This window comes from Stenotrophomonas maltophilia group sp. vghtpe118 (genome assembly GCF_052605195.1).
Genome location: NZ_CP199672.1, coordinates 1,920,787 through 1,945,124 on the forward strand (window position 1 = coordinate 1,920,787; position 24,338 = coordinate 1,945,124).

Here is a 24,338-nt window from a genome sequence, read left to right on the forward strand (position 1 = left end):
GATGCCACGCACGCACGCCACACCGGCATCGGCCGCCGCCCTGCCTTCGCTGGACCGGCTGCTGCGCCTGCCTGCGTTGTCGGCCATGATCGAACGCCACGGCCGCAGCCGCATCACCCAACTGCTGCGCGCACACCTGCAGGAACTACGCGACCGTATCAGCGCCGCGCAGCTCTCGGCCGAACGCCTCGAACAGGCCATCAACGGCCCGTCGCTGGTCGCGGCGCTCGACGCCGCACTGGCGGCCGATGCACGGCTGGACCTGAAGCCGATGTTCAACCTGACCGGCACCGTGCTGCACACCAACCTGGGCCGCGCGCTGTTGCCCGATGCCGCCGTGCAGGCGGTCACCCGCGCAATGACAGCGCCGGTCGATCTGGAATTCGACATCACCCGCGGCCGCCGCGGCGACCGTGATGCACGGGTGCAGGCGCTGGTCTGCGAACTGACGGGCGCCGAAGCCGCCACCGTGGTCAACAACAATGCGGCGGCGGTCCTGCTGCTGCTCAACAGCCTGGCCAACCGCCGCGAGGTGGTCGTCTCGCGCGGCGAACTGGTGGAGATCGGCGGCGCCTTCCGCATTCCCGATGTGATGCGCAGCGCCGGCGCGCGACTGCTGGAAGTGGGCACCACCAACCGTACCCACCCGGCCGACTTCGCCCATGCCATCGGCGCCCGTACCGCGTTGCTGATGGAAGTGCATGCCAGCAACTACGCGATCACCGGTTTCACCGCCAAGGTCGACACTGCGGCAATGGCTGCGATCGCGCACGAGCACGGCCTGCCGCTGGTGGTGGACCTGGGCAGTGGCAGCCTGTGCGACCTGGCGGCCTTCGGCCTGCCCCACGAGCCCACCGTGCAGGAAGCACTGGCGGCCGGCGCCGATCTGGTTTCGTTCAGTGGCGACAAACTGCTGGGCGGCCCCCAGGCCGGGATCATCGCCGGCCGCGCCGACCTGATCGCGCGGATCAACCGCAACCCGCTCAAGCGGGCGCTGCGCCTGGACAAGATGGGCCTGGCCGCACTGGAAGCCGTGCTGGCCCTGTACCGCGAACCGGAACTGCTGGCACTGCGGCTGCCGACCCTGCGCAGCCTTTCGCGCCTGCGGGATGCCATCGACGAGCAGGCACAACGCCTGCTGCAGCCGATGCGCGCGTCGCTGGCCGCCGACTATGCGTTTGAACGGGCTTCGATGTACAGCCAGATCGGCAGCGGCGCGCAGCCACAGGCGCAGCTGGCCAGCGCCGGACTGCGCGTTACCAGCGCGCGCCGCGGCGGGCTGGATCGCTTGGCCAAGCGCTTGCGCCAGCTGCCGCGGCCGGTGCTGGGCCGCATTGCCGATGACGCGCTTTGGCTGGACCTGCGCTGCCTGGAACCCACCGACGAAGCCACCTTCCTCGCGCAATGGAGCACGCTGCAGGCATGATCGTCGGCACCGCCGGGCATATCGACCATGGCAAGACCAGCCTGGTGCGCGCGCTGACTGGCATCGAAACCGATCGCCTGCAGGAGGAACGCACGCGCGGCATCTCCATCGAGCTGGGCTATGCCTATGTCCCGGTGGAGAACACAGGCGGCGGCAATGCCGAGGCGACGCTGGGCTTCGTCGATGTGCCGGGCCACGAGCGCTTCGTGCATACGATGGTGGCCGGCGCCACCGGCATCGATGTCGCCCTGCTGGTGATCGCCGCCGACGACGGTGTAATGCCGCAGACCCGCGAGCACCTGGCGATCCTGCAGTTGCTGGGCGTGGATCGCGGTGCAGTCGCCCTGACCAAGATCGACCGCGTGGACGCCGCGCGCATCGCCCGGGTCGAGATCGAGATCGCCGCGCTGCTGGCCGGAACGCCGCTGCAGGATTCCCCCGTATTCGCCTGCAACAGCACCGTACCCGACGATGCTGGCATCAACGCGCTGCGTACCCAGCTGCACGCGTGGGCGTCGGACGACGCCAACACGCGCCAGGCCGAACTGCGCGGCGAGCTGTTCCGCATGCCGGTGGACCGCGTGTTCTCGCTGGCCGGCCACGGCACGCTGGTGACCGGCGCAGTGCACGGCGGCATCGCTGCCGTGGGTGAGCATCTGCAGCTGATGCCGGCCGCCACGGACGTGCGCGTACGCAGCATCCACGCGCAGAACCAGGCCAGCGAACACGCCATGGCCGGGCAGCGCTGCGCGTTGAACCTGGCTGCCATCGCCCGCGACGACATCCACCGTGGCGACTGGATCGCCGACCCGCGCGCCCTGCTGGCGACCCGTCGCGTCGACGTGCGCCTGCGGCTTTCCGCACTGGCCACACCGTTGCACGACTGGGCGCCGCTGCACATCCACTGGGGCACGATGCACCGGCAGGCCCATGTGGTGCTGCTGGAGGATGTCGATCATGGCGACGGACAGTTGGTGCAACTGGTGTTCGATGCACCGGTCTGCGCAATGTGCGGTGATCGATTCATCGCCCGTGATTCAGCGGCCATCCGCACGCTGGGTGGTGGCATCGTGCTCGATCCGGACCCACCACAGCGGCGCCGGCGCAGCCCGGCACGGCTCGCCTGGCTGGGCGCACTGGAGCAGCTGGCCACAGGTGCGGGAATCGGCCCGCTGTTGCAGCAGGCTTCCTTCGGCATAGCCATGGCCGCCCTGCAACGCTACTGCCGGCGCGCGGCCGACCGGATCGATCTTCCTGCGGGCACGCGGCGCATCGTCACCCGCGAAGACACGGTGGTCATCCTTGCTTCGCACTGGCAGGCGCTTCGCGAACAGGTGATCACGTCGCTGCGCAGCTGGCACGAGCTACGTCCGGACGAGCCCGGTGTTGATAGCAGGCGCCTGCAGCGCAGTACGCTGCCCGCGCTTGCAGCGAGCCTGTGGAATGCCCTGCTGCAGGGCCTGCTGGACGACGGCAGCGTGCAGCGCGTGGGCGCCTGGTGGCGCCTGCCCGGCCATGACCATGCGCCACCGGAACGCGAACGACTTCTGCTCGAACGCGTGCTGCCGCAACTGCACGCCGGTCGCTTCGATCCACCGTGGGTGCGCACGCTGGCCACCGACGCCGGTCTGGCCGAAGACGAGGTCCGCGCCGTCCTGCGCCGCGCCACCGCGCGTGGCGAACTGTTCCAGGTAGTGCCGGACCTGTTCTATGCACCGGCCCGCATTGCCGAGCTGGCCGCGATCGTCGCGCAGCTGTCGCAGGCCACCGGCACGGTGGATGCGGCCATCTTCCGCGATGCCATCGGCCTGGGCCGCAAGCGCAGCATCCAGATCTTGGAGTTCTTCAACCGCGTTGGCTACACTCGACGCGTCGGTGACCAGCATCGGCCGCGCGGCGACCTGCAGTGGAACGCAGCCCGCGACTGAGCCCACCGGTGCCGCCGTACTTTCGGAAGGCATGCGCATCCGGGCATGCGGCTGGGCTTCAAACCCAGTAGGGGGCGTCGATCGTTCCCTGGTAGGTTCGACTCCTGCTGCCTTCCGCCATTGGTGTTTCCGCAGGAGATGTCGGCATGGCCACGCACGCGCAGTCCCCCGCCCCTTCAACGGCCGATGCTCCGCAACGACTGACTTCGCTGGCACACGGCGGCGGCTGCGGCTGCAAGATCGCGCCGGGCGTGCTGTCCGAACTGCTGCGTGGCGTGCCAGCGCTTCCGGCACCGGCCGAACTGCTGGTCGGCCGCGAGACCAGCGACGACGCCGCGGTGTACCGCCTCGATGACCGCAAGGCAATCGTCGCCACCACCGATTTCTTCATGCCGATTGTCGACGACCCGTTCGACTTCGGCCGCATCGCCGCCACCAACGCGCTGTCGGACCTGTACGCGATGGGGGCACGACCATTGTTCGCGCTGGCCATTGTCGGCATGCCGATCAACACGCTGCCGCAGGAGACCATCCGCGGCATCCTGCGGGGCGGCGAGCGTGCCTGCGCCGATGCCGGCATCGTGGTCGCTGGAGGCCACAGCATCGATTCGGTGGAACCCATCTATGGCCTGGCCGCGATCGGCGTGCTCGACCCGCAGCGGCTCAAGCGCAATGCTGATGCCCGCGCCGGCGATGTACTGGTGCTGGGCAAGCCGTTGGGCGTGGGCGTGTATTCGTCGGCGCTGAAGAAAGAAGTGCTGGACGCCGACGGCTACCAGCAGATGATCGCGTCGACCACCCACCTGAACACCGTGGGCGTGGCCCTGGCCGCGCTGGACGGTGTGCACGCGATGACCGATGTCACCGGTTTCGGCCTGCTCGGCCACCTGCTGGAAGTGTGTCGCGCCAGTGGTGTCGCTGCGGAGGTGGACAGCGCACAGGTGCCGCTGCTGCCTCAGGCCTTGGAGCTGCTGCAGCGCGGCTGCTTGACCGGCGCGTCCAACCGCAACTGGGCCTCGTATGGTGCGGAGGTGCGTTTCGCCGATGGGTTGCCGGCACACTGGCAGCCGCTGCTGACCGACCCACAGACCAGCGGTGGGCTGCTGGTGTCCTGCGCCCCGGAAGCGGTGGCCGCGGTGCTGGCCTGCTTCCACGACGCAGGGTTCGGCCAGGCAGCCGTCGTGGGGCGATTGAGCGCGGGCCTGCCGGGTGTCAGCGTCCGCTGAGACGCTGTAATGAGAAGGGCGCCCGAAGGCGCCCCGGCTGTAATGCTGGATGCAACATCACTCGATGTTCTGCACCTGTTCGCGGATCTGGTCGATCAGCACCTTCAGCTCCACCGCGGCATTGGACGTACGGCTGTCCACCGACTTCGAGCCCAGCGTATTGGCTTCGCGGTTGAACTCCTGCAGCAGGAAGTCCAGGCGACGACCGACCGGCTCGCGCTGCTTGAGCACGCGGCGGATCTCGACAATGTGGCTGCCAAGGCGATCCAGCTCCTCATCCACGTCCAGCTTCTGCAGCCAGAGCACCAGTTCCTGCTCGGCGCGGCCGGGATCGACCGGGTGCGGCAGGTCGGCCAGGCGTGCAGCCAGCTTGGCGCGCTGGCCGTCGCGAATGGCCGGAATCAGCGTGCGCACTTCAGTCGCGATGCGTTCGATGCCGTCCACGCGCTCGCTGATGGCGGCCGACAACTTGCCGCCTTCGCGCTCACGGGCCTCGACGAAGCCGTCCAGCACCTGGTCCAGCAGGGCCAGTGCCTCGGCCTGCAGGGCGGCGGCATCGGTGGCCTCGCCGCGGGTCACGCCGGGCAGCTGCAGCAGCTCGGTGAAGCTGACCTGCAGATTGGGGAAATCCGAGGTCAGCCGGTGCGCCAGGCGGCCCAGCTGGCCCAGCAGGGCCTCGTCCACCTGCAGGTTGGCCGCTGCCTCCGGTGCACGCAGGCGCATCACCAGATCCAGCTTGCCACGGCTCAGGCGCGCGGCGATGCGCTCGCGCAGCTGCGGCTCCAGCGCCCGCAGTTCCTCAGGCAGGCGGGTGCCGACCTCCAGGAAGCGGTGGTTGACCGAGCGCAGCTCGCAGCCCAGCGTGCCCCACGGGGTGACCCGCTCGCCGCCGGCATAGGCGGTCATGCTTCGAATCATGGAATGTGTCCGGTGCGTGCAAAGGGGGAATGGTACCCTAGCGCCCTCACCAGAGCCCCCTTGCCCGCCCCGTGAAGGCCGCGGGCGTGGCGGCGTACTCCCTCGCCATTACGGAACCCGCACCATGTCCGATTCCCGCCCCAGCGGCCGCCAGCCCGACCAGCTCCGCCCGGTCGTCATCCAACGCGGCTTCACCCGCCACGCCGAAGGGTCGGTACTGGTGTGCTTCGGTGAAACCCGTGTGCTGTGCACCGCCAGCGTCGAGAACCGCGTGCCGGGCTTCCTGCGCGGCAAGGGCGAAGGCTGGGTGACTGCCGAGTACGGCATGCTGCCGCGCGCCACCCACACCCGCAGCGACCGCGAAGCAGCCCGTGGCAAGCAGGGCGGTCGCACGCTGGAGATCCAGCGCCTGATCGGCCGCAGCCTGCGTGCCTGCGTGGACCGCAACGCGCTGGGCGAGCGCACCATCACCTTGGACTGCGACGTGCTGCAGGCCGACGGTGGCACCCGCACCGCCGCCATCACCGGCGCCTACGTGGCCCTGGTCGATGCGGTGAACGTGCTGATGAAGCGTGGCGACATCAAGCGCAACCCGATCCTGGGCGCAGTGGCGGCGGTGTCGGTGGGCGTGTACCGCGGCACCCCGGTGCTGGACCTGGACTACGCCGAAGACAGCGACTGCGACACCGACATGAACGTGGTGATGAACGACGGTGGCGGCTTCATCGAACTGCAGGGCACCGCCGAAGGCCACGCCTTCCGTCGCGATGAACTGGACGCGCTGCTGGGCCTGGCCGAAAAGGGCGTGGCCGAGCTGCTGGCCGCGCAGCAGGCGGCGCTGTCGGCATGAACCGGCGCCTTGCCCTGACCACCCTGGTGGTGGCCGACTATGACGAAGCCATTGCCTGGTACACCGGCAAGCTCGGCTTCACGCTGCTGGAAGACATCGACCAGGGCCACAAGCGCTGGGTGGTGGTCGGCCCGACCGACGGCAGCGCCGCCGCTCTGTTGCTGGCCCGTGCCAGCGACGAGGCGCAGCGCAGCCGCATCGGCAACCAGACCGGTGGCCGCGTCGCCTTCTTCCTCAACACCGACGACTTCCACCGCGACCACGCAGCGATGCTTGCCGCGGGCGTCGAGTTCCTGGAAGCGCCGCGCGAAGAACCCTATGCAACGGTCGCGGTGTTCCGCGATCTGTATGGCAACACCTGGGACCTGCTGGAGCCCCGTCAATGAAGAAACTGGTACTGGCCAGCCACAACGCCGGCAAGCTGGTGGAGATGCAGGAGATCCTCGCCGACCTGCCGCTGCAGATCACCTCGGCCGCCGAACTGGGCCTGGGCGACGTGGAAGAGACCGGCCTGACCTTCGTCGAGAATGCGCTGCTGAAGGCACGCGCGGCCTGCGAAGCGACCGGCCTGCCGGCACTGGCCGATGATTCGGGCCTGATCGTCGATGCACTCGGCGGCGCGCCCGGCCTGTACAGCGCGCGCTATGCCGGCCACCCGACCAACGCGGCGGCCAACAACGCCAAGCTGCTGGACGCGATGGCCGACATTCCCGACGGCCAGCGCAGCGCCCGCTTCTATGCGGTGATCGTGCTGCTGCGCCACGCCACCGACCCGCAGCCGTTGATCTGCGAAGGGCGCTGGGAAGGACAGATCATCCGCGAGCTGCGTGGCACGAATGGTTTTGGCTACAACCCGGTATTCCTGGACACCACCCACGGCCTGACCGCCGCGGAAATGGAGCCGGCACTGAAGAATGCCATCAGCCACCGTGCCATCGCCCTGCAGCAGCTCAAGCAGCAGCTGGCGACGCTGTACTGACGCCGCCTGATCGAACCAGGGAAGCCGGCCAGTGGCCGGCACTACCGAAGAAGCCCATGCCGCACGACCACGACCACTGCAACCACCTGCCCGGCGAAGCCTGCTCCGCTGCCCACGACAGCCCGCCGCGGCTGGTGCCGCCACCGCTGTCGCTGTACGTGCACCTGCCGTGGTGCGTGCGCAAGTGCCCGTACTGCGATTTCAACTCGCACCAGGCCAAGGGTGAGCTGCCGTTCGATGGCTACATCGATGCGCTGCTGCGCGATCTCGACCAGGACCTGCCGCTGGTCTGGGGCCGGGTGGTGCACAGCGTGTTCTTCGGCGGCGGTACGCCCAGCCTGTTCCCGCCGGAAGCGATCGACCGTTTCCTGCAGCAGGCCAGCGCACGCCTGCGCTTCGCGCCCAATGCCGAAATCACCCTGGAAACCAACCCGGGCACCGCCGAGCATGGCCGTTTCGACCGCTACCGCGCGGCCGGGGTGAACCGCCTCAGCTTCGGCATCCAGAGTTTCGACGATGCCATGCTCAAGCGCCTGGGCCGCATCCACGACAGTAGCGAAGCCGAGCGCGCGGTGAAGATGGCGCAGGACGCGGGCTACGACAACTTCAACATCGACCTGATGTACGCGCTGCCGGAACAGACCCTGGCCGGTGCCGAGGCCGATCTGGAACGTGCATTTGCACTGCAACCGGCCCATATCTCGCACTACCAGCTGACCCTGGAACCGAATACGGTGTTCTTCGCGCGTCCGCCGCAGGGCATTCCCGATGAAGACAATGCCTGGGACATGCAGGAGCACTGCCAGTCGCTGCTGGCGCAGGCCGGTTTCAGCCAGTACGAAGTCAGCGCCTACGCACGCCCCGGTCGGCAGAGTGCGCACAACCTGAACTACTGGTGCTTCGGTGACTATCTTGGCATCGGTGCCGGCGCGCACGGCAAGATCAGCTCGGGTGCCGAAGAACACGTGCTGCGCCGCTGGAAACTGAAGCACCCGCAGGCCTACCTGGACAGCGCAGGCACCCCGGCCTCGTTCGGTGGCGACGATGTGGTCGCACCCGAGCGCCTGCCGTTTGAGTACATGCTCAACCTGCTGCGCCTGCACGAAGGTTTCGGCCTGCGCGATTTCGAGTCGCGCACCGGGCTGCCGCGCAGCGTGCTGGACGCGCCCCTGGGCGAGGCCGTGCAGCGCGGCTGGCTGGACGTGGCGGATGGCCACGTACAGCCAACCGAGCTGGGCCGCCGATTCACCAACGATGTGGTGAGCCTGTTCCTGGAGGAATAGACCTTCCCGCCGTTAGCGGGTAGTGCCGGGCGCTGGCCCGCACTCCGGTGGAGACAGCGCTGCCGGCCAGTGACCTGCACCACCGCTCATCCGTCGTCCCCCCCAGCGGACGTGAGACACGTTCACCCTAAAGTAGCGCCGACTGCGGCCGACACGGTAGATTCACAAGATCGATCCGCGGGAATCCGGGTACCGCTCGCCGATGTCAGCTGTCTTTTCCATTACCTCTGCCGACAAAACCCGTCTGGCCGCCAGCGACCTGCCACCGCGGGTGCGTGAGCTGCTGGGCGCGTTGATCGGCCTGTGCCGGCAGACGCTGGCCGCGCCGCTGATCCTGACCGTCGAAGCGTTGGAGCAGACGCTGCTGCACGACGCGGATCGCGCGCGCAATCCGCAGCTGCAGGCGGAGCTGATGGCCCAGCGCGGCCAGTTGCATGCCTTCTCCGGTCATTTCGCTGACCGCATGCTTGATGCCGTGGCCGATGCGCTGATACGGCTGCGCGAACCCACGGCCCACTTCAGCCCCGGTTCCACGCCGCCGCCGCTGCCCGGCATGCTCGGGCTGTCGCTGGTCGATGAGCATGAAGTGGACCGCGACCTGCTGCTGACCGAGATGGTGCGGCGGGAGACGCTGCGTTCGACCAACACGCTGAACCTGCTGGGCCAACGCCTGGGCGTACTGGCGGCAGCACCGGCCTTCGAGGCCGACACCCTGCCGCTGGCACCGCAGGCACTGTGCGCCATGCTGCGCCGGATTGCCGAACAGGATTCGCTCGCTGTCGACGTTCAGCTGGCGCTGTACCGCAGCTTCGAACGCCAGGTGCTGGAGCGCCTGGGCGACATCCTCGACCGTGCCAATGCCCTGCTGGCCCAGCACGGCGTGCTGCCCGGCCTGGTCTACACCCCCTACCTGGCGCGTTCATCGAGCACCCGGCGGATCATCACCCAGTCGGTGGGCGGTGGTCGCACCACGCAGCCGGCAAAGCGTGCCGCCGCGCCACTGACCGGCTGGAACGGATCGGCACCGGCCGGCTCCTGGTCGAGCCTGGTGCAGGACGCTTTCCAGGATGACAGCACGGCCGGCGCGGCCTTGCCGGGCCTGACCACCTCCACGGGCAGCGCGCTGCATGCGCTGCTGCAGCAGGCACGCCATGCCAGCGCAGCACCTGCGGATCGCGATGCAGTGCCGAGCGCAGCCGTGGATGCGGTCCTCGCACGCCTGCAGGCGCAGTCCAGCGCCGCCACCGGCGTAGCCGACCTGCAGGCGGCCGTGGTGGCGCAACTGCGCAGCGAGCATGGCATGCAGGCCCAGCTGGGCAGCCACGACCGCGACAGCCTCGACCTGCTGCGCATGCTGATGCAGCAGGTGCAGCAGCAGCAGCGTCCGGACCCGGTGCCGGCCGCCCTGCTGGCGCGCCTGCAGGTACCGCTGGCACGTGCGGCAATGGCCGACCCCGGCTTCTTCGTGCGCGACGAGCACCCCGCGCGCGAACTGCTCAACCAGATTGCCGAAGTCGGCGCCAACTGGCTGGGCGACGATGATGTCGACCCGCAGTTGCTGCAGCGCATGGCACAGAGCGTGCAGGGCCTGCTGGGTCAGGATGCGCGGGCGCCGGAGGCCTTCGCCAGCGCGAACGAGGACGTGCAGCAGCATCAGCGCGCCGCAGCGCATCGCGCCGAGTTGGCCGAACGCCGCCATGTCGAAGCTGCACGCGGCAAGGAGCGGCTGGAACTCGCGCGGCGACAGGCCAGTGCACAGATCGACCAGTGCTGCGACGCGCAGCAGCCGCCCCGCTTCGTGCAGACCCTGCTGCGTCAGGCCTGGGCCGATGCCCTCACCCTGACCCGCCTGCGCCACGGCGACGATTCATCGCAGTGGCAGGAACGCCTGCAGCAGACCCAACGCATCGCCGCCATCACCGCGCAACCCGTTGATGCACCCGGCGGCACCGATGCAACGCTTGCTGCCGAGGTCGAGGCCGCCCTGCTGCAGGTCGGCTACCACGCCGAGGAAGCCGCCGCCGTCGCACGCAGGCTGGCCACGCCTGGCGGCGAGGACGAGAGCACCTCGCGTACCGAACTCAGTGCCCGCCTGAAGGCACGCGCGCGCCTGGGCGAGCACGCCGGTACGGCCGCCGGCACGACGCCCGCCACACCGCGCAGCAGTGCCGAGGAAGCCGCTTACCAGCAGCTGTCCTCCCTGCCCTTCGGCAGCTGGTTCGACATCGACACTGGCGATGGCACACTGCGCCGCCAGCGCCTGTCCTGGTACAGCCTGCTGACCGGCCACGCCCTGCTGGTCAATCCACGCGGGCAGAAGATCGCCGATACCGACCTGGATACGCTGGCCCGGCAGATCAGCGCCGGCCAGGCGCAGCTGGTCACTGAGGACAAGGCCCGGCTGGTTGACCGTGCCTGGGAGGCCAGCCTTGGCGCCTTGCGTGCACTGGCGGCCGGCCATACGCAGGAGACCTCCGCATGATCACCCAACCGCCGCAGGACACCCGCCGCGCACCGCGCCGCCAGGTCTCGGACCTGGTACCGGTCACCGACCAGATGCGCGAAAGCGTGGTGGGCCGGCTCGGCAATATCTCCGAAACCGGCATGCTGATGCTGGCCAGCGCACCGTTGCGCGAGGATGCGCTGTACCAGTTGCGCTTCCCCTTGCCGCTGGGCGACGGCCGCCACCAGGACATCGACGTGGGCGTGCACCTGCTGTGGAGCGAACCTGCACACGCCCCCGGACAGAGCTGGACCGGCTTCCGGTTCCTCACCCTGTCGCGCGAGCATCGGCAGCTGCTGCGCCAGTGGGTGGGCGAAGACAGCGACGAGGGGCCGGTTTCGACGGCCTGAGTGCCGGTTCCAGCACAGCGGTTTTTCCCGGTATGCGGCAGAATCTAGGGCCGTTTTCCGTGTCGAGCCACCGCAATGATCCAGCAAGACCCCGGCGCCCTGTATTCCGACCACCTGGCCGTGCTGTGCCGACGTGCCGAACAGGCGCTGGCCCGCGGCGGCTTCGATCACCTGGTGGTGCCCAGCGGCACCCTGCACTACCAGGTGTTCGACGATCGCGACTACCCGTACGCGGTCAATCCGCAGTTCAAGGCCTGGCTGCCGCTGACCCGCGTGCCCAACAGCTGGATCGTGTTCACCCCCGGCAAGCGCCCGGCGGTGATCTTCCACCAGCCCTTCGACTACTGGCACGTGGTGCCGGATGCCCCCAGCGGCTGGTGGGTGGAGCACTTCGACATCCACATCATCCGCAAGCCGGAAGACGCGCTGGCGCTGCTGCCGGCCGATCCATCGCGCTGCGCGATCCTCGGCGAACCGCAGAGCGCGCTGGGCAACTACGTGCCGAACAACCCGGCGCCGGTGGTGAATTACCTGGAATGGCACCGCGGCAGCAAGACGCCGTATGAGATCGCGCTGATGCGTCAGGCGCAGGTGCTGGGCGTGCGTGGTCACCGTGCCGCCGAAGCCGCGTTCCGCAACGGCGCCGACGAGTTCAGCATCCACATGGCCTATTGCCAGGCCGTCGGCCAGGACGCCAACGAGCTGCCGTACGGCAACATCGTGGCGTTGAACGAACATGCCGCCGTGCTGCACTACACCGAGCTGGGCCGCAAGGCACCGCAACCGCTGCGCAGCTTCCTGATCGATGCCGGCGCCAGTGCCCACGGCTACGCCAGCGACATCACCCGCACCTACGCCGCGCAGGGCCACGACGAATTTGCGGCGATGATCGCCGCCGTCGACGCTGCCCAGCAGCAGATGTGCGCAGCGGTGCGCCCGGGCTTCGACTACAAGCAGCTGCACGTGGACGCACATCTTTCGCTGATGGGCGTACTGAAGGACTTCGGCGTGATCAAGGTCTCGCCGCAAACCGCGCTGGAGACCGGCGTCAGCGCCGCGTTCTTCCCGCATGGTATCGGCCACCTGATCGGCCTGCAGGTGCACGACGTGGCCGGTTTCGCGGCCAGCGACGAAGGCGGCCGCATCGAGCGCCCGGCGGGCCACCCGTACCTGCGCCTGACCCGCGTGCTGGAGCCGGGCATGGTGGTGACCATCGAACCGGGCCTGTACTTCATCGACATGCTGTTGAATGAAGTGAAGGACGCTGGCCACGGTGATGCGATCAACTGGGACCGCGTGGACTTCTTCCGTCCGTATGGCGGCATCCGCATCGAAGACGAAGTGCTGTGCACCGACGGCGAAGCGGACAACCTGACGCGGCCGGCGTTTGCGGCGGCCAACGGCTGAGCCCCTCGTGGTTGGCTGCTTGGAGCAATAGCCGCGCTTGGCGGGGCGGGGTGGGTTCGCGGGGGACGCCGTGAATCCATCCCTGGAGGCTTGGCCGCGGCATCCATGCCGCGGACACCCCCGCGAACCCACCCCGCCCCACCTCTGACAGTTTCCGTGTGCGTCCAACCACGGAAGAAAGAAAGAAAAGCGAAAGCGGGTCGCTTGCTGCGCTCGCTCTGTGTCGACCAAGGTCGACACCTACCAGTAGATCCACGCCATGCGTGGATGATTCATTCGATATCTGACAGATGTGCCGACCAACGATCGGCACCCACCAACAGCCGCGCGAACCTGTCGAAGGTGGGGCACTGTGGGTTTGCGGGGTGTGAGCCGCATGGATGCGGCGACCAAGCCTACAGGGATGTACTTGCGGCGTCCCCGCAAACCCACAGTGCCCCGCCATCCCACGGATAACCCGTTGTTGCTGTTGCTGTTGCTCCAGCTGTTGCCTCTGCGGGTGCAGGGCCGCAAGCCCTGCAGAAAAACACCCTACCCCGCCATCACCGCTTCGATCTCATCGGCGCTGCGCGCCAGGCCTTCGGTCAGCACGCGATGGCCATCATCGGTGATCAGCACATCGTCTTCAGTGCGGATGCCGATACCGCGCCAACGCGGTTCCACCGTCGTGTCGTCCACGCCGATGTACAGCCCCGGCTCGATGGTGAACGCCATGCCAGGCTCCAGCAGACGTGAATCACCGGCGAGGCGGTAATCGCCCACATCGTGCACGTCCAATCCGATCCAGTGGCCGGTCTTGTGCCGGTAGAAGCGCTGGTACAGGCCTTCGGACAGATTTTTTTCCAGCGTGCCCTTCAGCAGGCCCAGGCGCAGCAGGCCCTCGGTCAAGGTCTGCACTGCGGCCAGATGGCCGGCCTCGTAGGGCACGCCCGGCTTGGCCTGGGCCAGCGCCGCCGCCTGCGCTTCACCGACCAGGTCGTGCAGCGCGCGCTGCTCGGCACTGAAGCGGCCGTTCACCGGGAAGGTGCGGGTGATGTCGCTGGCGTAGCCGCGGTACTCGGCACCGGCATCGATCAGCACCAACTCGCCATCGCGCGACCGCGCGTTGTTGTCGCGGTAATGCAGGATGCAGCCGTTGCGGCCGGCACCGACGATGCTGCAATACGCAGGCACCGCATCGCTGGCGCGGAACACGCGTTCCAGCTCGGCCTGCAGTTCATACTCGTGGATGCCGGCCCTGGCGGCCTTCATCGCCGCCAGATGCGCACGCACGCTGATCTGTGCGGCGTGGTGCATCAGTGCCACTTCGGCGCCGGATTTGAACAGGCGCTGCTCGTGCAGCAGGTGGCCCAGCTCCAGGAACTCATGGGGCGGCTGCGCACCGTGGCGTACCTGCGAACGCACGCGGTTGACCCAGCCGATCAGCTTCAGATCGAAGTCGGCGTCGCGGCCGAAGTGGTAGTAGACGCGCGAGCGCCCTTCCAACAGGCCCGGCAGGATGTCGTCCAGATCATCGATCGGGTAGGCATCGTCCATCCCGTACTGCGCTACCGCGCCTTCCTGGCCGGCGCGGCTGCCGTCCCATGCCTCGCGCTCGGCATCGCGCTCGCGGCAGAACAGGATGGCCTCGCCGTGGCGGCGGCCCGGAATCAGCACCAGCACCGCTTCCGGTTCCGGGAAGCCGGTCAGGTACTGGAAATCCGAATCCTGGCGGAACGGATAATGGGTATCGAGGCTGCGCACCTTCTCGGCTGCGGCCGGCAGCACCAGGATCGCGTCCTCGCCAGCCATGTCCATCAGCTGGCGGCGGCGACGCTTGTATTCGCCGGCCGCGATGCCGGTACGCTGCTTGATATCCATCAGTTCAGGCGCTGCCGATGGCGCGCGGCCAGCACCACGTCGCCGTGCAGCAGCAGCACCGCCACGCGGATGAACTCCTCGATCTCCGACAGGGCTTCGTCGTCGTCATCGCCGCCGGCCTCGAAATCCTCACTGGACGCACGCGCCAGGCTGGCCATGTCGGTCAGCGCTTCTTCGCCCTCTTCGGACAGGGCCGGGCGGCGGCCGCCACTGCCCAGGCCGAAGCCGCCCAGGAACGAGCGGGTCCAGCTGAACATGGCATCGGCCTGCGCGGACACGTCGTCGCTGTCGGCGAGCAGCAGTTCGAAGGCGAAGTCACGGTCTTCCAGCTGCTTGATGGTGGCCTGCAGCAGCTGCCCCAGCACGCTGTCGGCGGCCACCGGCGGCAGGGTGTCGTCGGCCAGCACGCGCGCCGGCCAATCGTTGCCGGGGGCGCCGCCGGCGGCCAGCCAGCCGCACAGCGCGCCGTGCAGCTCGGCAGCGGTAGCGCCCAGGCCCAGCGCCTGGCTGGCGCGGGTAACGTCGTCGACGGAGGGAAGTTCGGTCATCGTGCGGCTCGTTCGGAATAAGAAAACCCGGGGTGCGCACGCGCGCGCCCGTCAGACCCCGTAGTGTAGCAACCCTGCGGCATCCTCTCGTGGCCGTCCGGCCTTGCTGCGACAGCGCTTGACCGCCCTCACCCGGCTTGCCTATCGTGCCCGCATGGAACCCGCCGATCCCCTTGCCCAGCTGCAGGACTTTGCCGCCCGCGTGGACGCGTTGCTTGAACGCAACCAGCGTCTGGCCGAGGAGAACCGCAGCCTGCGCCACCAGCAGGAACAGCTGGTGGCCGAGCGCTCGACGCTGTTGGCCAAGAACGAGCAGGCACGCTCGCGGGTGGAAGCGATGATCAGCCGGCTCAAATCCCTGGAGCAGCACACATGAGCGCCGAACCGGTCAGTGTCCGCATCCTCGATCGTGAATACACCGTGGGCGTCGGCGGCGATGAGCGCGACAGCCTGATGGCCGCCGCACGCCTGCTCGATGCGCGCATGCGCGAGATCCGCGGCAGCAACCGCATGGCCGCCGTCGACCGCGTCGCCGTGCTGGCCGCGCTGAACCTGGCCCACGAACTGCAGCTGCTGCGCGACGAGAACGCCCGCCAGGCCGTGGCGCTGCAGCAGACGCTGGCCGACCTGAACCGGCGCCTGGACCGCGCGATCGACGGCGGCGCCTGAAGACCGTGCACAACGCGTCTTCTCATATCTGAATTGGCACGGACTGTTGCCGACGAACGGCCTATCCAGATCCTGCGTGCTGGCTATAATGGCCACGCGTTCTCTGCGGTACTCGACGGCATGTGCAAACATTCGCCTTGTCCCTTAAGAACGACACCGGGAGCGCGACAGCGCCGGGAGTGCAGGTCCGCCTTGTAGCGGGAAGCCCGATGGTTCTCCAGCGTTCCCACTTGAGCCCCCGGGTTCAAGGTCGTTTCGCATGCATCGACATTGCGGAGAATGCAATATTCCAGCAAGGGCGGCGTCTTCGGGCGTCGCCCTTGTTCTTTCCGGCACAATGACGGCTGATCCTTGCCGCTCGCTGCCATGACCGACCCGCGCCAGGCCCTGCGCCACGACCTGCGGCAACGCCGCCGTGACCTTAACGCTGGTGAGCGCATCGCCGCCGCCGAATCGCTTGCCGATGCCCTGCTCGCCCTGCCGTTCGCCCCGCGCGAAGGCGCCGTGGCCGGCTACTGGGCGCTGGATGGCGAAATCGCCCTGCACCGCTGGCAGCTGCAGCTGCCCGAAGGACTCACCTACTGCCTGCCGGTGCTGGCCGGCGACGTGCTGCGCTTCGCACCATGGCGGCCCGGGCAGCCGCTGACCAGCAACCGCTATGGCATCCCCGAGCCGGACGTGGCCGTGGAAGACACCCTGGAACCGGAACGGATGGCGCTGGTCGTGACTCCATTGGTGGGTTTCGACGCACAGTGCCGTCGGCTGGGCATGGGGGGCGGCTGGTATGATCGCAGCTTCGCCTTCCGCCACGACCGGCCGGCGCCGCCCTGGCTGGTCGGTGCTGCGTTCGCGGTGCAGCAGGTCGAGTCCTTGCCGGTGGCGTCGTGGGACGTGCCGGTGGATGCGATCTGCACCGAAGACGGCACCCTGTTCCCCTCCGCTGCCCCCGTGAACGCATGACCGCCCGCAAGCGCTACTGGCTGATGAAGTCCGAACCGGACGCCTTCTCCATCGATGACCTGGCCAAGGTCAAGGTCGAACCCTGGAACGGGGTGCGCAACTACCAGGCGCGCAATTTCATGCGCGATGGCATGCAGGTGGGCGACGGCATCCTGTTCTACCACTCCAACACCAAGGTGCCCGGCATCGTCGGCCTGGCCACCGTCGCCAGCCCAGCCTACCCGGACGACACCCAGTTCGACCCGAAATCCGACTACCACGACCCCAAGAGCACGCGCGAAAACCCGCGCTGGATGCTGGTGGACGTGGCCTTCGACCGCAAGCTCAAGCAGGTGATCGCGCTGGACGAGATCAAGCTGCACGCTGACGAGCTCGGCGAGGGCTTCCCGCTGGTTGCCAAGGGCAATCGCCTGTCGGTGTTCCCGGTGACCGCCGCGCAGTGGAAGCTGCTGCTGTCGCTGGAAAAGAAATCCTGATTCCCCGCCTGAGAGTTCTTCCCATGTCCGAAGCCAAGCGCCTGGCCGCCGAGAAAGCCATCGAGTACGTCGAAGACGGCATGATCGTCGGTGTCGGCACCGGTTCCACCGTGGCCTATTTCATCGATGCCCTGGCCCGCATCCAGCACCGCATCAAGGGAGCCGTGTCCAGCTCCGAGCAGAGCACCGCACGCCTGAAGCAGCACGGCATCGAGGTGATCGAGCTGAACCACAGTGGCAACCTGTCGCTGTACGTCGATGGCGCCGACGAGTGCGACCCGAACAAGTGCCTGATCAAGGGCGGCGGCGCCGCACTGACCCGCGAGAAGATCATTGCCGAGGCCAGCGAGCGCTTCATCTGCATCGTCGACCCGAGCAAGCAGGTACCGGTGCTGGGCAGGTTCCCGCTGCCGGTGGAAGTGATCCCGATGGCGCGCAGCCTGGTCGCCCGCCAGATCCGCGACATGACCGGCGGCCAGCCGACCTGGCGCGAGGGCGTGGTCACCGACAACGGCAACCAGATCCTGGACATCCACAACTTGCAGATCACCGATCCGGAAAAGCTGGAGCGCGAGCTCAACCAGTTGCCGGGCGTGGTCTGCGTCGGCCTGTTCGCGCGCCGTCGCGCCGATGTGGTGATCGTCGGCGGCGAGCCGCCGGTCGTGCTCTGACCCTTCCGAAGGAGCCTGACGATGTCGCTGTTGCGTTCGCTGCTGATGCTTCCGCTGCTGGCCCTGGCCGGCTGCGCCACCGACGCGGCCCGCCATTGGGTCGAGCTGGACGGCGCCCGCTACCAGGTCGAGCTGGCCACCAACGATGAAACCCGCGCGCGCGGGCTGATGTTCCGCGACCAGATGGCGGCCGACCACGGCATGCTGTTCATCCACGACCGCGAGGAAATGCAGGCGTACTGGATGAAGAACACCAGGATCGCGCTGGACATCCTTTACTTCGACAGCCAGCGCAGGCTGGTCAGCCAGCAGCGCGACGTACCGCCGTGCTCGGCCGGCGACATGTGCCCGCCCTATCCCAGCGGCGGTCCGGCGCGTTATGTACTGGAACTCAACGCCGGCCAGGCCGAGAAGCTGCAGCTCAAGGACGGCACGGAGCTGAAATTCGGTCCGGGCATCGAAAAGTAAACGATGCGGCCGGCCAGCGGCCGGCACGCGCGGTAGTGCCGGCCGCTGGCCGGCAACCCTGCAGGGGTCAGATCCCATTCGCTCGCGAAAGGCATCTGACCCCTGAATTTTTCACGCGATACCGCTTGAAACCGCCTGCGAATGACGCCAGTCTGTGGCCATGCAGGACCGGATCACACTCCCCGACTGGGATGCCCTGGCCGACCTCGAAGACGAGGCGCTGCCACTGTTGCCGACCGCGCTGCTGATCGCGCGCGATGAATACCCCGATCTGCAGCCGTCCACCTACGACGCGCTGATCCAGAGCCATGTCGAGCACCTCCGCTCGGAAGTGGAGAGCATCGACAACAGCCCGCTGAAGATGGCGGCGATCAACCGCCACCTGTTCGACGAGCTGGGCTACAGCGGCGACCACGACGAGTACTACGACCCGCGCAACAGCTACCTCAACCAGGTATTCGAGCGCCGCTTGGGCAATCCGATCTCGCTGGCGCTGGTCCAGATGGAAGTCGCGCGCCGGCTGGGTATTCCGCTCGATGGCGTGTCCTTCCCCGGCCACTTCCTGGTGCGCCTGCCGGTGGACGACGGCGTGCTGGTGATGGACCCGTTCAACGGTGGCCGACCGCTGGACGTGGACGAACTGCGCGAGCGGGCCAAGTCACACCTGGGCGGGCAGATGCCCGACGACCAGGTGCTGGCGCAGATCCTCGACCCGGCGCCCGCGCGCGCGATCCTGATACGCATGCTGCGCAACCTGCACGGCGTGTATGCCGAAGCCGGCGAGTGGGACCGCGCCGCGCGCAGTGCCGACCGCCTGCTGAAGCTGGCCCCGGAGCAGGACGATGCGCTGCGCGACCGCGGCCTGGCCTACCTGCAGCTGGAGTACCTGGCCGGTGCCCGGCACGATCTGGGCCAGTACCTGAAGCGCAACCCGGAAGCCAGCGATGCGCAGTGGCTGCGCGAGAAGCTGATCGACCTCGGCGGGCCGATGCCGCGGCTGCATTGAGGGAGTCGGTGTGTGGACCGGCAGTCCACACCTACCCTCATCAATCGACCTCGACCATCTCGAAATCAGCCTTGGTCACCCCGCAATCCGGGCAGGTCCAGGTCTCGGGAATGTCCTCCCAGCGCGTCCCTGGCGCGATGCCTTCCTCCGGCAAGCCTTCCGCTTCGCTGTACAGGAAGCCGCAGACCACGCACATCCAGGTGCGCAAGGTGGTGGGGGTGGCATCGCTCATCGGATAATCAGGACTGGATTCACGGGCCGCCATTGTCCCATCGCGGTCCACTCACCGGTAGCCATCGATGACTTCTGCTTCCCCGGCGCCCCGCGGCGTCTACCTGATCACCCCGGACGAGCCCGATACCGCACGCCTGCTGGCCCGCACCGCGCCGCTGCTGGCCACGGGCGCCACTTGGCTGCAGTACCGCAACAAGACCGCAAGCGACGCGCTGCGGCGGGAACAGGCCACCGCGCTGCAGGCACTGTGCGCAGACCACGGCGTGCCGCTGATCGTCAACGACGACCCGGCGCTGGCCAAGGCCGTGGGCGCGGCGGGCGTGCACCTGGGCGGTACCGACGGCGACATCCCCAGCGCGCGCGCCCTGCTCGGCCCCGAGGCCATCATCGGCGCCTCCTGCTATGACCAGCTGGCCAATGCCGAGAGGGCCGTCGCCGCCGGCGCCAGCTACGTGGCCTTCGGCGCGTTTTTCCCGACCACCACCAAGATCACCACCAGCCGCGCCCATACCGACCTGCTGCGGCAAAGCGCCGCACTGGGCGTGCCGCGGGTGGCGATTGGTGGCCTGACGCCGGACAATGTCGGTCCCATCATCGACGCCGGCGCCGATCTGGTCGCCGTGGTCAGCAGCGTGTTCGCCGCCGAAGACCCGGTCGCGACCCAGCGCGCCTTCCTCGCCCAGTTCGCGTAACGCCCAGGATATTCCCCCATGAACCACGACCAGTCCCACGCCCTGTTCTCCCGCGCCCAGCAGCTGTTGCCGGGCGGCGTCAATTCGCCGGTGCGCGCGTTCAAGTCGGTCGGCGGCGAACCGTTCTTCGTCGAGCGCGCCGACGGCGCCTACCTGTACGACGTCGACGGCAACCGCTACATCGACTACGTCGGCTCCTGGGGCCCGATGATCGTCGGCCACAACCACCCGGCGGTACGCCAGGCGGTGAAGAAGGCGATCGACAACGGCCTGTCGTTCGGCGCGCCATGCGCGGCTGAAGTCACCATGGCCGAGACCATCACCCGCCTGGTGCCGTCGTGCGAGATGGTGCGCATGGTCAACTCCGGCACCGAGGCCACCCTGTCGGCGATCCGCCTGGCGCGTGGCGCCACCGGCCGCAACCGCATCGTCAAGTTCGAAGGCTGCTACCACGGCCACGGCGACTCGTTCCTGGTCAAGGCCGGCAGCGGCATGCTGACCCTGGGCGTGCCGACCTCGCCGGGCGTCCCGGCCGGGCTGAGCGAACTGACCCTGACCCTGCCCTACAACGACTTCGAAGCGGCCACTGCGCTGTTCGAGCAGCAGGGCGATGACATCGCCGGCCTGATCATCGAACCGGTGGTCGGCAACGCCAACTGCATCCCGCCGCGCGAGGGCTACCTGCAGCACCTGCGCGAACTGTGCACGAACCACGGCGCGCTGCTGATCTTCGACGAAGTGATGACCGGCTTCCGCGTTGCCCTCGGCGGTGCGCAGGCGCACTACGGCATCACCCCGGACCTGACCACCTTCGGCAAGATCATCGGCGGCGGCATGCCGGTGGGCGCCTACGGCGGGCGCCGCGAGCTGATGCAGCAGATCGCCCCGGCCGGCCCGATCTACCAGGCCGGCACGCTGAGCGGCAACCCGGTGGCGATGGCCGCTGGCCTGACGATGCTGGAGCTGATCCAGCAGCCGGGCTTCCACGCCGACCTGGCCGAGCGCACTGCACGCCTGTGCGCCGGCCTGGAAGCGGCCGCCGCCGAAGCCGGCGTGGCGGTGACCACCAACCGCGTGGGTGCGATGTTCGGGCTGTTCTTCACCAGTGAGAAGGTGGAGACCTATGCGCAGGCCACCGCCTGTGACATCCCAGCGTTCAACCGCTTCTTCCACGCGATGCTGGAGCAGGGCGTGTTCCTGGCGCCGTCGGCGTACGAGGCCGGTTTCCTGTCCAGCGCGCACGATGATGCCGTGATCGAGGCCACCCTCGCCGCTGCACGCGCGGCATTCAAGGCCGCCAAGGGCTGATCGCAAAAAAGGGGACGGAGGGGATTAAGTCGTTTGTGCATATACGACTTAATCCCCTCCGTCCCCTTTTTTTCAACCGAAGACGAACTTGCCCTTCATCATCGCGAAGTGGCCGGGGAACGAGCAGAAGAAGGTGTAGTCGCCGCCCTTCTGCAGGCCCTGCGTGGAAAAGCGCACGCGCGTGGTCTCGCCACCACCAATTACTTTGGTGTGCGCCAGCACGCGCTTGTCGGCCTTCGGCAGGTAGCTATCGGCCAGGGTCATGCGCATGCCTGCCAGTGCCACCGGCTGGTAGTCGGCCGTGCGGGTCAGCACCCAGTTATGGCCCATCGCGGTAGCGGCGAGCTTGCCGGTGTGGCGCAAGGTCAGGTCCACGGCAGTGCAGTCGGCGGCAAGCTTGATCTCGCGAGTGCTGAAGCTCATCTGGTCGGTGCTGTCGATGCTCACCGCACACACCCGCGCCATCGCCGACGGCGCCAGCATCAGCGCGCCCAGTCCCACTGCCACCCACCAAGCCTTCATCGTTGCCTCTCCTGCGGATTCAATCACCATTCTAGGCAGGCCCCTGCGGCCGCGTCTGCGACCGTCTGTCGCATGCCTACTCCAGGGTTTCCCGCGCACTCACTGCAATGGCATGCTCGACCGATGCGGATCGACCTGTTGCTGCTGGATGTGGATGGCGTGCTGGTGCAGTACCAGCGCGCGCAGCGCGTGCTGCATCTGGCCCAGGCACTGCAGGTTCCGACGCAGGCCGTACAGGCCGCGCTGTATGACAGCGGACTGGAAGCGGCGCATGACAACGGCACGCTGGATGGCCCGGCCTATCTGGCGCAGCTGGGGGAGTGCCTGGGCAGGACCATCGATGTACCCAGCTGGATCGCCGCACGCCAAGCGGCCAGCCATCCGCAGCACGCGGTGCTGCAGCGGCTGCAGGTTCTGCAGCTGCCGCTGGCGGTACTGACCAACAATGGCGCGCTGATGGTGCAGGCGCTGCCCACCCTGCTGCCGGAACTGTTCCCTGCGCTGCAGGGACGCGTGTTCTGCAGCGCCGATTTCGGCCTGCGCAAACCCGCACCGGAGGTCTTCCTGCGCACGCTTGAGGCCCTCGGCGTGGCGCCTTCGCGCACGCTGTTCGTCGATGACCTGTTCGCCAATGTGCGCGGTGCACGCGCCGCCGGCCTGCACGCGGAAACCGTGCGCGATGGCCGTGGCTTGGGCAAGGTGTTGAAGCGTTACCAGATTGCGTGAACCACTGTAGAGCCGAGCCCATGCTCGGCTCTACAGATGCCTCTGCCGGCTTCAGCGCGCGGCGATGAACGCAGCAATCGCTGCGCGCAGGCGCTTGAGGCCTTCGGCCACTTCTTCGTCGGTGATGTTCAACGACGGCACGAAGCGCAGCACGTCCAGGCCGGCCTGCAGGGTCAGCAGGCCGTGCTCGGCGGCATGGTCGAGGATCGCCCCGGCCTGGCCGGCGAAGTCCTTGCCCAGCACCGCGCCCAGCATCAGGCCGCGGCCGCGCACTTGGCTGAACACACCAAACTCGTCGTTGATGCGGGCAAAGCCATCGCGCAGTGCCTTCGACTGGCGGCTGACATTGGCGGCGATCTCTGCCGAGGCCAGCTTGCGCAGCGCCACGCGGGCCACCGCAGCAGCCAGCGGGTTGCCGCCGAAGGTGGTGCCGTGCGCGCCGAACTGCATGGTCTCGGCCACCTTCGGGCCGGCCAGCATCGCGCCGATCGGGAAGCCGCCACCGAGTGCCTTGGCCAGGGTGACCATGTCCGGCACCACATCATCCTGCCAGTGCGCGAACAGCGTGCCGGTACGGCCCATGCCGGCCTGGATCTCGTCCAGCACCAGCAGTGCGTTGTGCTGGTCGCACAGCTCGCGCACGCGCTTGAGGAAACCGGACTTGGCCGGCATCACGCCGCCCTCGCCCTGGATGGGCTCCAGCATCACCGCCGCCACGTCGCCGGCGGCCATCGCGGTTTCCAGCTGCACCTCATCGTTGAAATCGATGTAGCGGAAGCCGCCAGGCAGCGGCTCGTAGCCTTCCTGGTACTTCGGCTGGGCGGTAGCGGTCACCGCGCCCATCGTGCGGCCGTGGAAGCTGCCACGGAAAGTGATGATCACCCGCTTGTCGGCGGGACGGCCCTGGCTGGAGGCCCACTTGCGGACCATCTTGATCGCCACTTCGTTGGCTTCGGCGCCGGAATTGCACAGGAACACGCGCTCGGCGAAGCGGCTGGCCTTCACCAGCTCCTCGGCCAGATGCAGCGGCGGTGCGCTGTAGAACACATTGCTGGTGTGCCAGAGCTTGCCGGCCTGCTCGACCAGCGCGGCCACCAGGTCCGGATCGTTGTGGCCCAGGCCGCACACGGCGATACCCGCAGCCAGGTCGATGAACTCACGCCCCTGGCTATCCCACACGCGGGCGCCCTGCCCTCGCTCCAGTACCACCTGGCGGGGCTTGTAGACCGGCAGGTAATAGTGCGAAAGGGAGATCAGCGGATCGGTCGCGGTGGTCATGGCAGTCGGCAGGGTTCAGGAACGCCCATTCTCGCGCCGGAGCCCCTGCT

At 68.0% G+C, this 24,338-nt stretch carries 26 protein-coding genes, 1 tRNA gene and 1 other RNA gene; 22 read left to right on the top strand and 6 right to left on the bottom strand.

Features of this window, described 5'->3' with window-relative positions:
* Position 1 precedes the first annotated feature (1 nt).
* From selA to selD, 4 genes are all read left to right on the top strand, one after another.
* Complete coding sequence (selA, locus tag ACUDTM_RS08840; RefSeq protein ID WP_088497266.1) at positions 2–1,426, top strand: L-seryl-tRNA(Sec) selenium transferase; 1,425 nt, start codon at positions 2–4, stop codon at positions 1,424–1,426.
* Positions 1,423–3,354, top strand: a complete 1,932-nt coding sequence (selB, locus tag ACUDTM_RS08845; protein WP_088497274.1) for a selenocysteine-specific translation elongation factor — start codon at positions 1,423–1,425, stop codon at positions 3,352–3,354. Before selA ends, selB begins: the two co-directional genes overlap by 4 nt.
* A gap of 24 nt (positions 3,355–3,378) precedes the next feature.
* Positions 3,379–3,474: transfer RNA gene (locus ACUDTM_RS08850), tRNA-Sec, on the top strand.
* 26 nt (positions 3,475–3,500) lie between these two features.
* A complete protein-coding gene (selD, locus tag ACUDTM_RS08855; protein WP_072168452.1) occupies positions 3,501–4,580 on the top strand; it encodes a selenide, water dikinase SelD in 1,080 nt (359 codons plus the stop codon).
* 57 nt (positions 4,581–4,637) lie between these two features.
* On the opposite strand, the gene ACUDTM_RS08860 is transcribed toward selD, so the two are convergent.
* Positions 4,638–5,498 carry a YicC/YloC family endoribonuclease gene (locus ACUDTM_RS08860; RefSeq protein WP_072168451.1) on the bottom strand — a complete coding sequence of 287 codons (861 nt, stop codon included), beginning with the start codon at positions 5,496–5,498 and terminating at the stop codon, positions 4,638–4,640.
* A 124-nt stretch (positions 5,499–5,622) separates the two neighbouring features.
* Here ACUDTM_RS08860 and rph point away from each other — a divergent pair, with 124 nt between their 5' ends.
* From rph to pepQ, 7 genes are all read left to right on the top strand, one after another.
* Positions 5,623–6,348 (top strand): ribonuclease PH, encoded by a 726-nt coding sequence (rph, locus tag ACUDTM_RS08865; protein WP_049426699.1) that lies wholly within the window; start codon positions 5,623–5,625, stop codon positions 6,346–6,348.
* On the top strand, positions 6,345–6,734 hold the full coding sequence (locus tag ACUDTM_RS08870; protein WP_061480722.1) for a VOC family protein: 390 nt from the start codon (positions 6,345–6,347) through the stop codon (positions 6,732–6,734). The genes rph and ACUDTM_RS08870 overlap by 4 nt, the downstream gene beginning before the upstream one ends.
* On the top strand, positions 6,731–7,327 hold the full coding sequence (gene rdgB, locus ACUDTM_RS08875; protein WP_005410891.1) for an RdgB/HAM1 family non-canonical purine NTP pyrophosphatase: 597 nt from the start codon (positions 6,731–6,733) through the stop codon (positions 7,325–7,327). Before ACUDTM_RS08870 ends, rdgB begins: the two co-directional genes overlap by 4 nt.
* Before the next feature lie 56 nt (positions 7,328–7,383).
* On the top strand, positions 7,384–8,610 hold the full coding sequence (gene hemW, locus ACUDTM_RS08880; protein WP_445391273.1) for a radical SAM family heme chaperone HemW: 1,227 nt from the start codon (positions 7,384–7,386) through the stop codon (positions 8,608–8,610).
* 202 nt (positions 8,611–8,812) lie between these two features.
* Complete coding sequence (locus ACUDTM_RS08885; RefSeq protein WP_111008427.1) at positions 8,813–11,092, top strand: DUF1631 family protein; 2,280 nt, start codon at positions 8,813–8,815, stop codon at positions 11,090–11,092.
* Positions 11,089–11,463 (top strand): PilZ domain-containing protein, encoded by a 375-nt coding sequence (locus ACUDTM_RS08890; RefSeq protein ID WP_005418979.1) that lies wholly within the window; start codon positions 11,089–11,091, stop codon positions 11,461–11,463. Before ACUDTM_RS08885 ends, ACUDTM_RS08890 begins: the two co-directional genes overlap by 4 nt.
* A 75-nt stretch (positions 11,464–11,538) precedes the next feature.
* The gene (pepQ, locus tag ACUDTM_RS08895) at positions 11,539–12,870 is read left to right on the top strand and encodes a Xaa-Pro dipeptidase (protein ID WP_334271254.1); all 1,332 of its coding nucleotides are present in this window, start codon (positions 11,539–11,541) and stop codon (positions 12,868–12,870) included.
* A gap of 531 nt (positions 12,871–13,401) precedes the next feature.
* On the opposite strand, the gene ACUDTM_RS08900 is transcribed toward pepQ, so the two are convergent.
* Together ACUDTM_RS08900 and ACUDTM_RS08905 are read right to left on the bottom strand one after the other, a co-directional pair.
* Positions 13,402–14,724, bottom strand: coding sequence for an aminopeptidase P N-terminal domain-containing protein (locus tag ACUDTM_RS08900; protein ID WP_088123875.1), 1,323 nt, complete (start codon positions 14,722–14,724; stop codon positions 13,402–13,404).
* Between the two features lie 5 nt (positions 14,725–14,729).
* On the bottom strand, positions 14,730–15,278 hold the full coding sequence (locus ACUDTM_RS08905; RefSeq protein ID WP_005418994.1) for a UPF0149 family protein: 549 nt from the start codon (positions 15,276–15,278) through the stop codon (positions 14,730–14,732).
* A 154-nt stretch (positions 15,279–15,432) separates the two neighbouring features.
* Between ACUDTM_RS08905 and ACUDTM_RS08910 the strand changes: the two genes are divergently transcribed.
* From ACUDTM_RS08910 to ACUDTM_RS08945, 8 genes are all read left to right on the top strand, one after another.
* Positions 15,433–15,654 (top strand): TIGR02449 family protein, encoded by a 222-nt coding sequence (locus ACUDTM_RS08910; protein ID WP_005418996.1) that lies wholly within the window; start codon positions 15,433–15,435, stop codon positions 15,652–15,654.
* Positions 15,651–15,947, top strand: coding sequence for a cell division protein ZapA (locus tag ACUDTM_RS08915; protein WP_006467013.1), 297 nt, complete (start codon positions 15,651–15,653; stop codon positions 15,945–15,947). The genes ACUDTM_RS08910 and ACUDTM_RS08915 overlap by 4 nt, the downstream gene beginning before the upstream one ends.
* Before the next feature lie 97 nt (positions 15,948–16,044).
* A non-coding RNA gene (gene ssrS / locus ACUDTM_RS08920) (6S RNA) lies at positions 16,045–16,230 on the top strand.
* A gap of 83 nt (positions 16,231–16,313) precedes the next feature.
* Positions 16,314–16,907 (top strand): 5-formyltetrahydrofolate cyclo-ligase, encoded by a 594-nt coding sequence (locus ACUDTM_RS08925; protein ID WP_032954483.1) that lies wholly within the window; start codon positions 16,314–16,316, stop codon positions 16,905–16,907.
* The gene (locus ACUDTM_RS08930) at positions 16,904–17,383 is read left to right on the top strand and encodes an EVE domain-containing protein (RefSeq protein WP_005419001.1); all 480 of its coding nucleotides are present in this window, start codon (positions 16,904–16,906) and stop codon (positions 17,381–17,383) included. Before ACUDTM_RS08925 ends, ACUDTM_RS08930 begins: the two co-directional genes overlap by 4 nt.
* Before the next feature lie 23 nt (positions 17,384–17,406).
* Positions 17,407–18,054 carry a ribose-5-phosphate isomerase RpiA gene (gene rpiA, locus ACUDTM_RS08935; protein WP_014648291.1) on the top strand — a complete coding sequence of 216 codons (648 nt, stop codon included), beginning with the start codon at positions 17,407–17,409 and terminating at the stop codon, positions 18,052–18,054.
* A gap of 21 nt (positions 18,055–18,075) precedes the next feature.
* Entirely contained in the window at positions 18,076–18,522 is a 447-nt protein-coding gene (locus ACUDTM_RS08940) for a DUF192 domain-containing protein (RefSeq protein WP_014648292.1), read from the top strand.
* Positions 18,523–18,682: 160 nt separating this feature from the next.
* Positions 18,683–19,528, top strand: coding sequence for a SirB1 family protein (locus ACUDTM_RS08945; protein ID WP_072168444.1), 846 nt, complete (start codon positions 18,683–18,685; stop codon positions 19,526–19,528).
* Positions 19,529–19,568: 40 nt separating this feature from the next.
* Here ACUDTM_RS08945 and ACUDTM_RS08950 read toward each other — a convergent pair whose 3' ends face one another.
* A complete protein-coding gene (locus ACUDTM_RS08950; RefSeq protein WP_014038358.1) occupies positions 19,569–19,793 on the bottom strand; it encodes a rubredoxin in 225 nt (74 codons plus the stop codon).
* A 34-nt stretch (positions 19,794–19,827) separates the two neighbouring features.
* Between ACUDTM_RS08950 and thiE the strand changes: the two genes are divergently transcribed.
* Together thiE and hemL are read left to right on the top strand one after the other, a co-directional pair.
* A complete protein-coding gene (thiE, locus tag ACUDTM_RS08955; RefSeq protein WP_072168443.1) occupies positions 19,828–20,454 on the top strand; it encodes a thiamine phosphate synthase in 627 nt (208 codons plus the stop codon).
* Between the two features lie 18 nt (positions 20,455–20,472).
* Positions 20,473–21,762 carry a glutamate-1-semialdehyde 2,1-aminomutase gene (hemL, locus tag ACUDTM_RS08960; protein WP_252744300.1) on the top strand — a complete coding sequence of 430 codons (1,290 nt, stop codon included), beginning with the start codon at positions 20,473–20,475 and terminating at the stop codon, positions 21,760–21,762.
* A 72-nt stretch (positions 21,763–21,834) separates the two neighbouring features.
* Here the strand turns inward: hemL and azu are convergent, their stop codons facing one another.
* Positions 21,835–22,284 (bottom strand): azurin, encoded by a 450-nt coding sequence (gene azu, locus ACUDTM_RS08965; RefSeq protein ID WP_005419015.1) that lies wholly within the window; start codon positions 22,282–22,284, stop codon positions 21,835–21,837.
* A gap of 123 nt (positions 22,285–22,407) precedes the next feature.
* Here azu and ACUDTM_RS08970 point away from each other — a divergent pair, with 123 nt between their 5' ends.
* Complete coding sequence (locus ACUDTM_RS08970; RefSeq protein WP_072168440.1) at positions 22,408–23,010, top strand: HAD-IA family hydrolase; 603 nt, start codon at positions 22,408–22,410, stop codon at positions 23,008–23,010.
* Positions 23,011–23,061: 51 nt separating this feature from the next.
* On the opposite strand, the gene ACUDTM_RS08975 is transcribed toward ACUDTM_RS08970, so the two are convergent.
* The gene (locus ACUDTM_RS08975) at positions 23,062–24,288 is read right to left on the bottom strand and encodes an acetylornithine transaminase (protein WP_445391274.1); all 1,227 of its coding nucleotides are present in this window, start codon (positions 24,286–24,288) and stop codon (positions 23,062–23,064) included.
* Positions 24,289–24,338 lie beyond the last annotated feature (50 nt).

What these genes read in the sequence shown, in the direction of transcription:
- ACUDTM_RS08910 (WP_005418996.1), top strand. Translation starts at nt 15,433, where the DNA reads ATGGAACCCGCCGATCCCCTTGCCCAGCTGCAGGACTTTGCCGCCCGC.
- ACUDTM_RS08860 (WP_072168451.1), bottom strand. Translation starts at nt 5,498, where the DNA reads ATGATTCGAAGCATGACCGCCTATGCCGGCGGCGAGCGGGTCACCCCG.
- ACUDTM_RS08975 (WP_445391274.1), bottom strand. Translation starts at nt 24,288, where the DNA reads ATGACCACCGCGACCGATCCGCTGATCTCCCTTTCGCACTATTACCTG.
- ACUDTM_RS08925 (WP_032954483.1), top strand. Translation starts at nt 16,314, where the DNA reads ATGACCGACCCGCGCCAGGCCCTGCGCCACGACCTGCGGCAACGCCGC.
- selA (WP_088497266.1), top strand. Translation starts at nt 2, where the DNA reads ATGCCACGCACGCACGCCACACCGGCATCGGCCGCCGCCCTGCCTTCG.
- ACUDTM_RS08870 (WP_061480722.1), top strand. Translation starts at nt 6,345, where the DNA reads ATGAACCGGCGCCTTGCCCTGACCACCCTGGTGGTGGCCGACTATGAC.
- ACUDTM_RS08940 (WP_014648292.1), top strand. Translation starts at nt 18,076, where the DNA reads ATGTCGCTGTTGCGTTCGCTGCTGATGCTTCCGCTGCTGGCCCTGGCC.
- thiE (WP_072168443.1), top strand. Translation starts at nt 19,828, where the DNA reads ATGACTTCTGCTTCCCCGGCGCCCCGCGGCGTCTACCTGATCACCCCG.
- ACUDTM_RS08915 (WP_006467013.1), top strand. Translation starts at nt 15,651, where the DNA reads ATGAGCGCCGAACCGGTCAGTGTCCGCATCCTCGATCGTGAATACACC.
- rpiA (WP_014648291.1), top strand. Translation starts at nt 17,407, where the DNA reads ATGTCCGAAGCCAAGCGCCTGGCCGCCGAGAAAGCCATCGAGTACGTC.
- hemW (WP_445391273.1), top strand. Translation starts at nt 7,384, where the DNA reads ATGCCGCACGACCACGACCACTGCAACCACCTGCCCGGCGAAGCCTGC.
- hemL (WP_252744300.1), top strand. Translation starts at nt 20,473, where the DNA reads ATGAACCACGACCAGTCCCACGCCCTGTTCTCCCGCGCCCAGCAGCTG.
- ACUDTM_RS08945 (WP_072168444.1), top strand. Translation starts at nt 18,683, where the DNA reads ATGCAGGACCGGATCACACTCCCCGACTGGGATGCCCTGGCCGACCTC.
- ACUDTM_RS08930 (WP_005419001.1), top strand. Translation starts at nt 16,904, where the DNA reads ATGACCGCCCGCAAGCGCTACTGGCTGATGAAGTCCGAACCGGACGCC.
- ACUDTM_RS08905 (WP_005418994.1), bottom strand. Translation starts at nt 15,278, where the DNA reads ATGACCGAACTTCCCTCCGTCGACGACGTTACCCGCGCCAGCCAGGCG.
- ACUDTM_RS08885 (WP_111008427.1), top strand. Translation starts at nt 8,813, where the DNA reads ATGTCAGCTGTCTTTTCCATTACCTCTGCCGACAAAACCCGTCTGGCC.
- pepQ (WP_334271254.1), top strand. Translation starts at nt 11,539, where the DNA reads ATGATCCAGCAAGACCCCGGCGCCCTGTATTCCGACCACCTGGCCGTG.
- ACUDTM_RS08950 (WP_014038358.1), bottom strand. Translation starts at nt 19,793, where the DNA reads ATGGCGGCCCGTGAATCCAGTCCTGATTATCCGATGAGCGATGCCACC.
- ACUDTM_RS08970 (WP_072168440.1), top strand. Translation starts at nt 22,408, where the DNA reads ATGCGGATCGACCTGTTGCTGCTGGATGTGGATGGCGTGCTGGTGCAG.
- ACUDTM_RS08890 (WP_005418979.1), top strand. Translation starts at nt 11,089, where the DNA reads ATGATCACCCAACCGCCGCAGGACACCCGCCGCGCACCGCGCCGCCAG.
- selD (WP_072168452.1), top strand. Translation starts at nt 3,501, where the DNA reads ATGGCCACGCACGCGCAGTCCCCCGCCCCTTCAACGGCCGATGCTCCG.
- rdgB (WP_005410891.1), top strand. Translation starts at nt 6,731, where the DNA reads ATGAAGAAACTGGTACTGGCCAGCCACAACGCCGGCAAGCTGGTGGAG.
- azu (WP_005419015.1), bottom strand. Translation starts at nt 22,284, where the DNA reads ATGAAGGCTTGGTGGGTGGCAGTGGGACTGGGCGCGCTGATGCTGGCG.
- selB (WP_088497274.1), top strand. Translation starts at nt 1,423, where the DNA reads ATGATCGTCGGCACCGCCGGGCATATCGACCATGGCAAGACCAGCCTG.
- rph (WP_049426699.1), top strand. Translation starts at nt 5,623, where the DNA reads ATGTCCGATTCCCGCCCCAGCGGCCGCCAGCCCGACCAGCTCCGCCCG.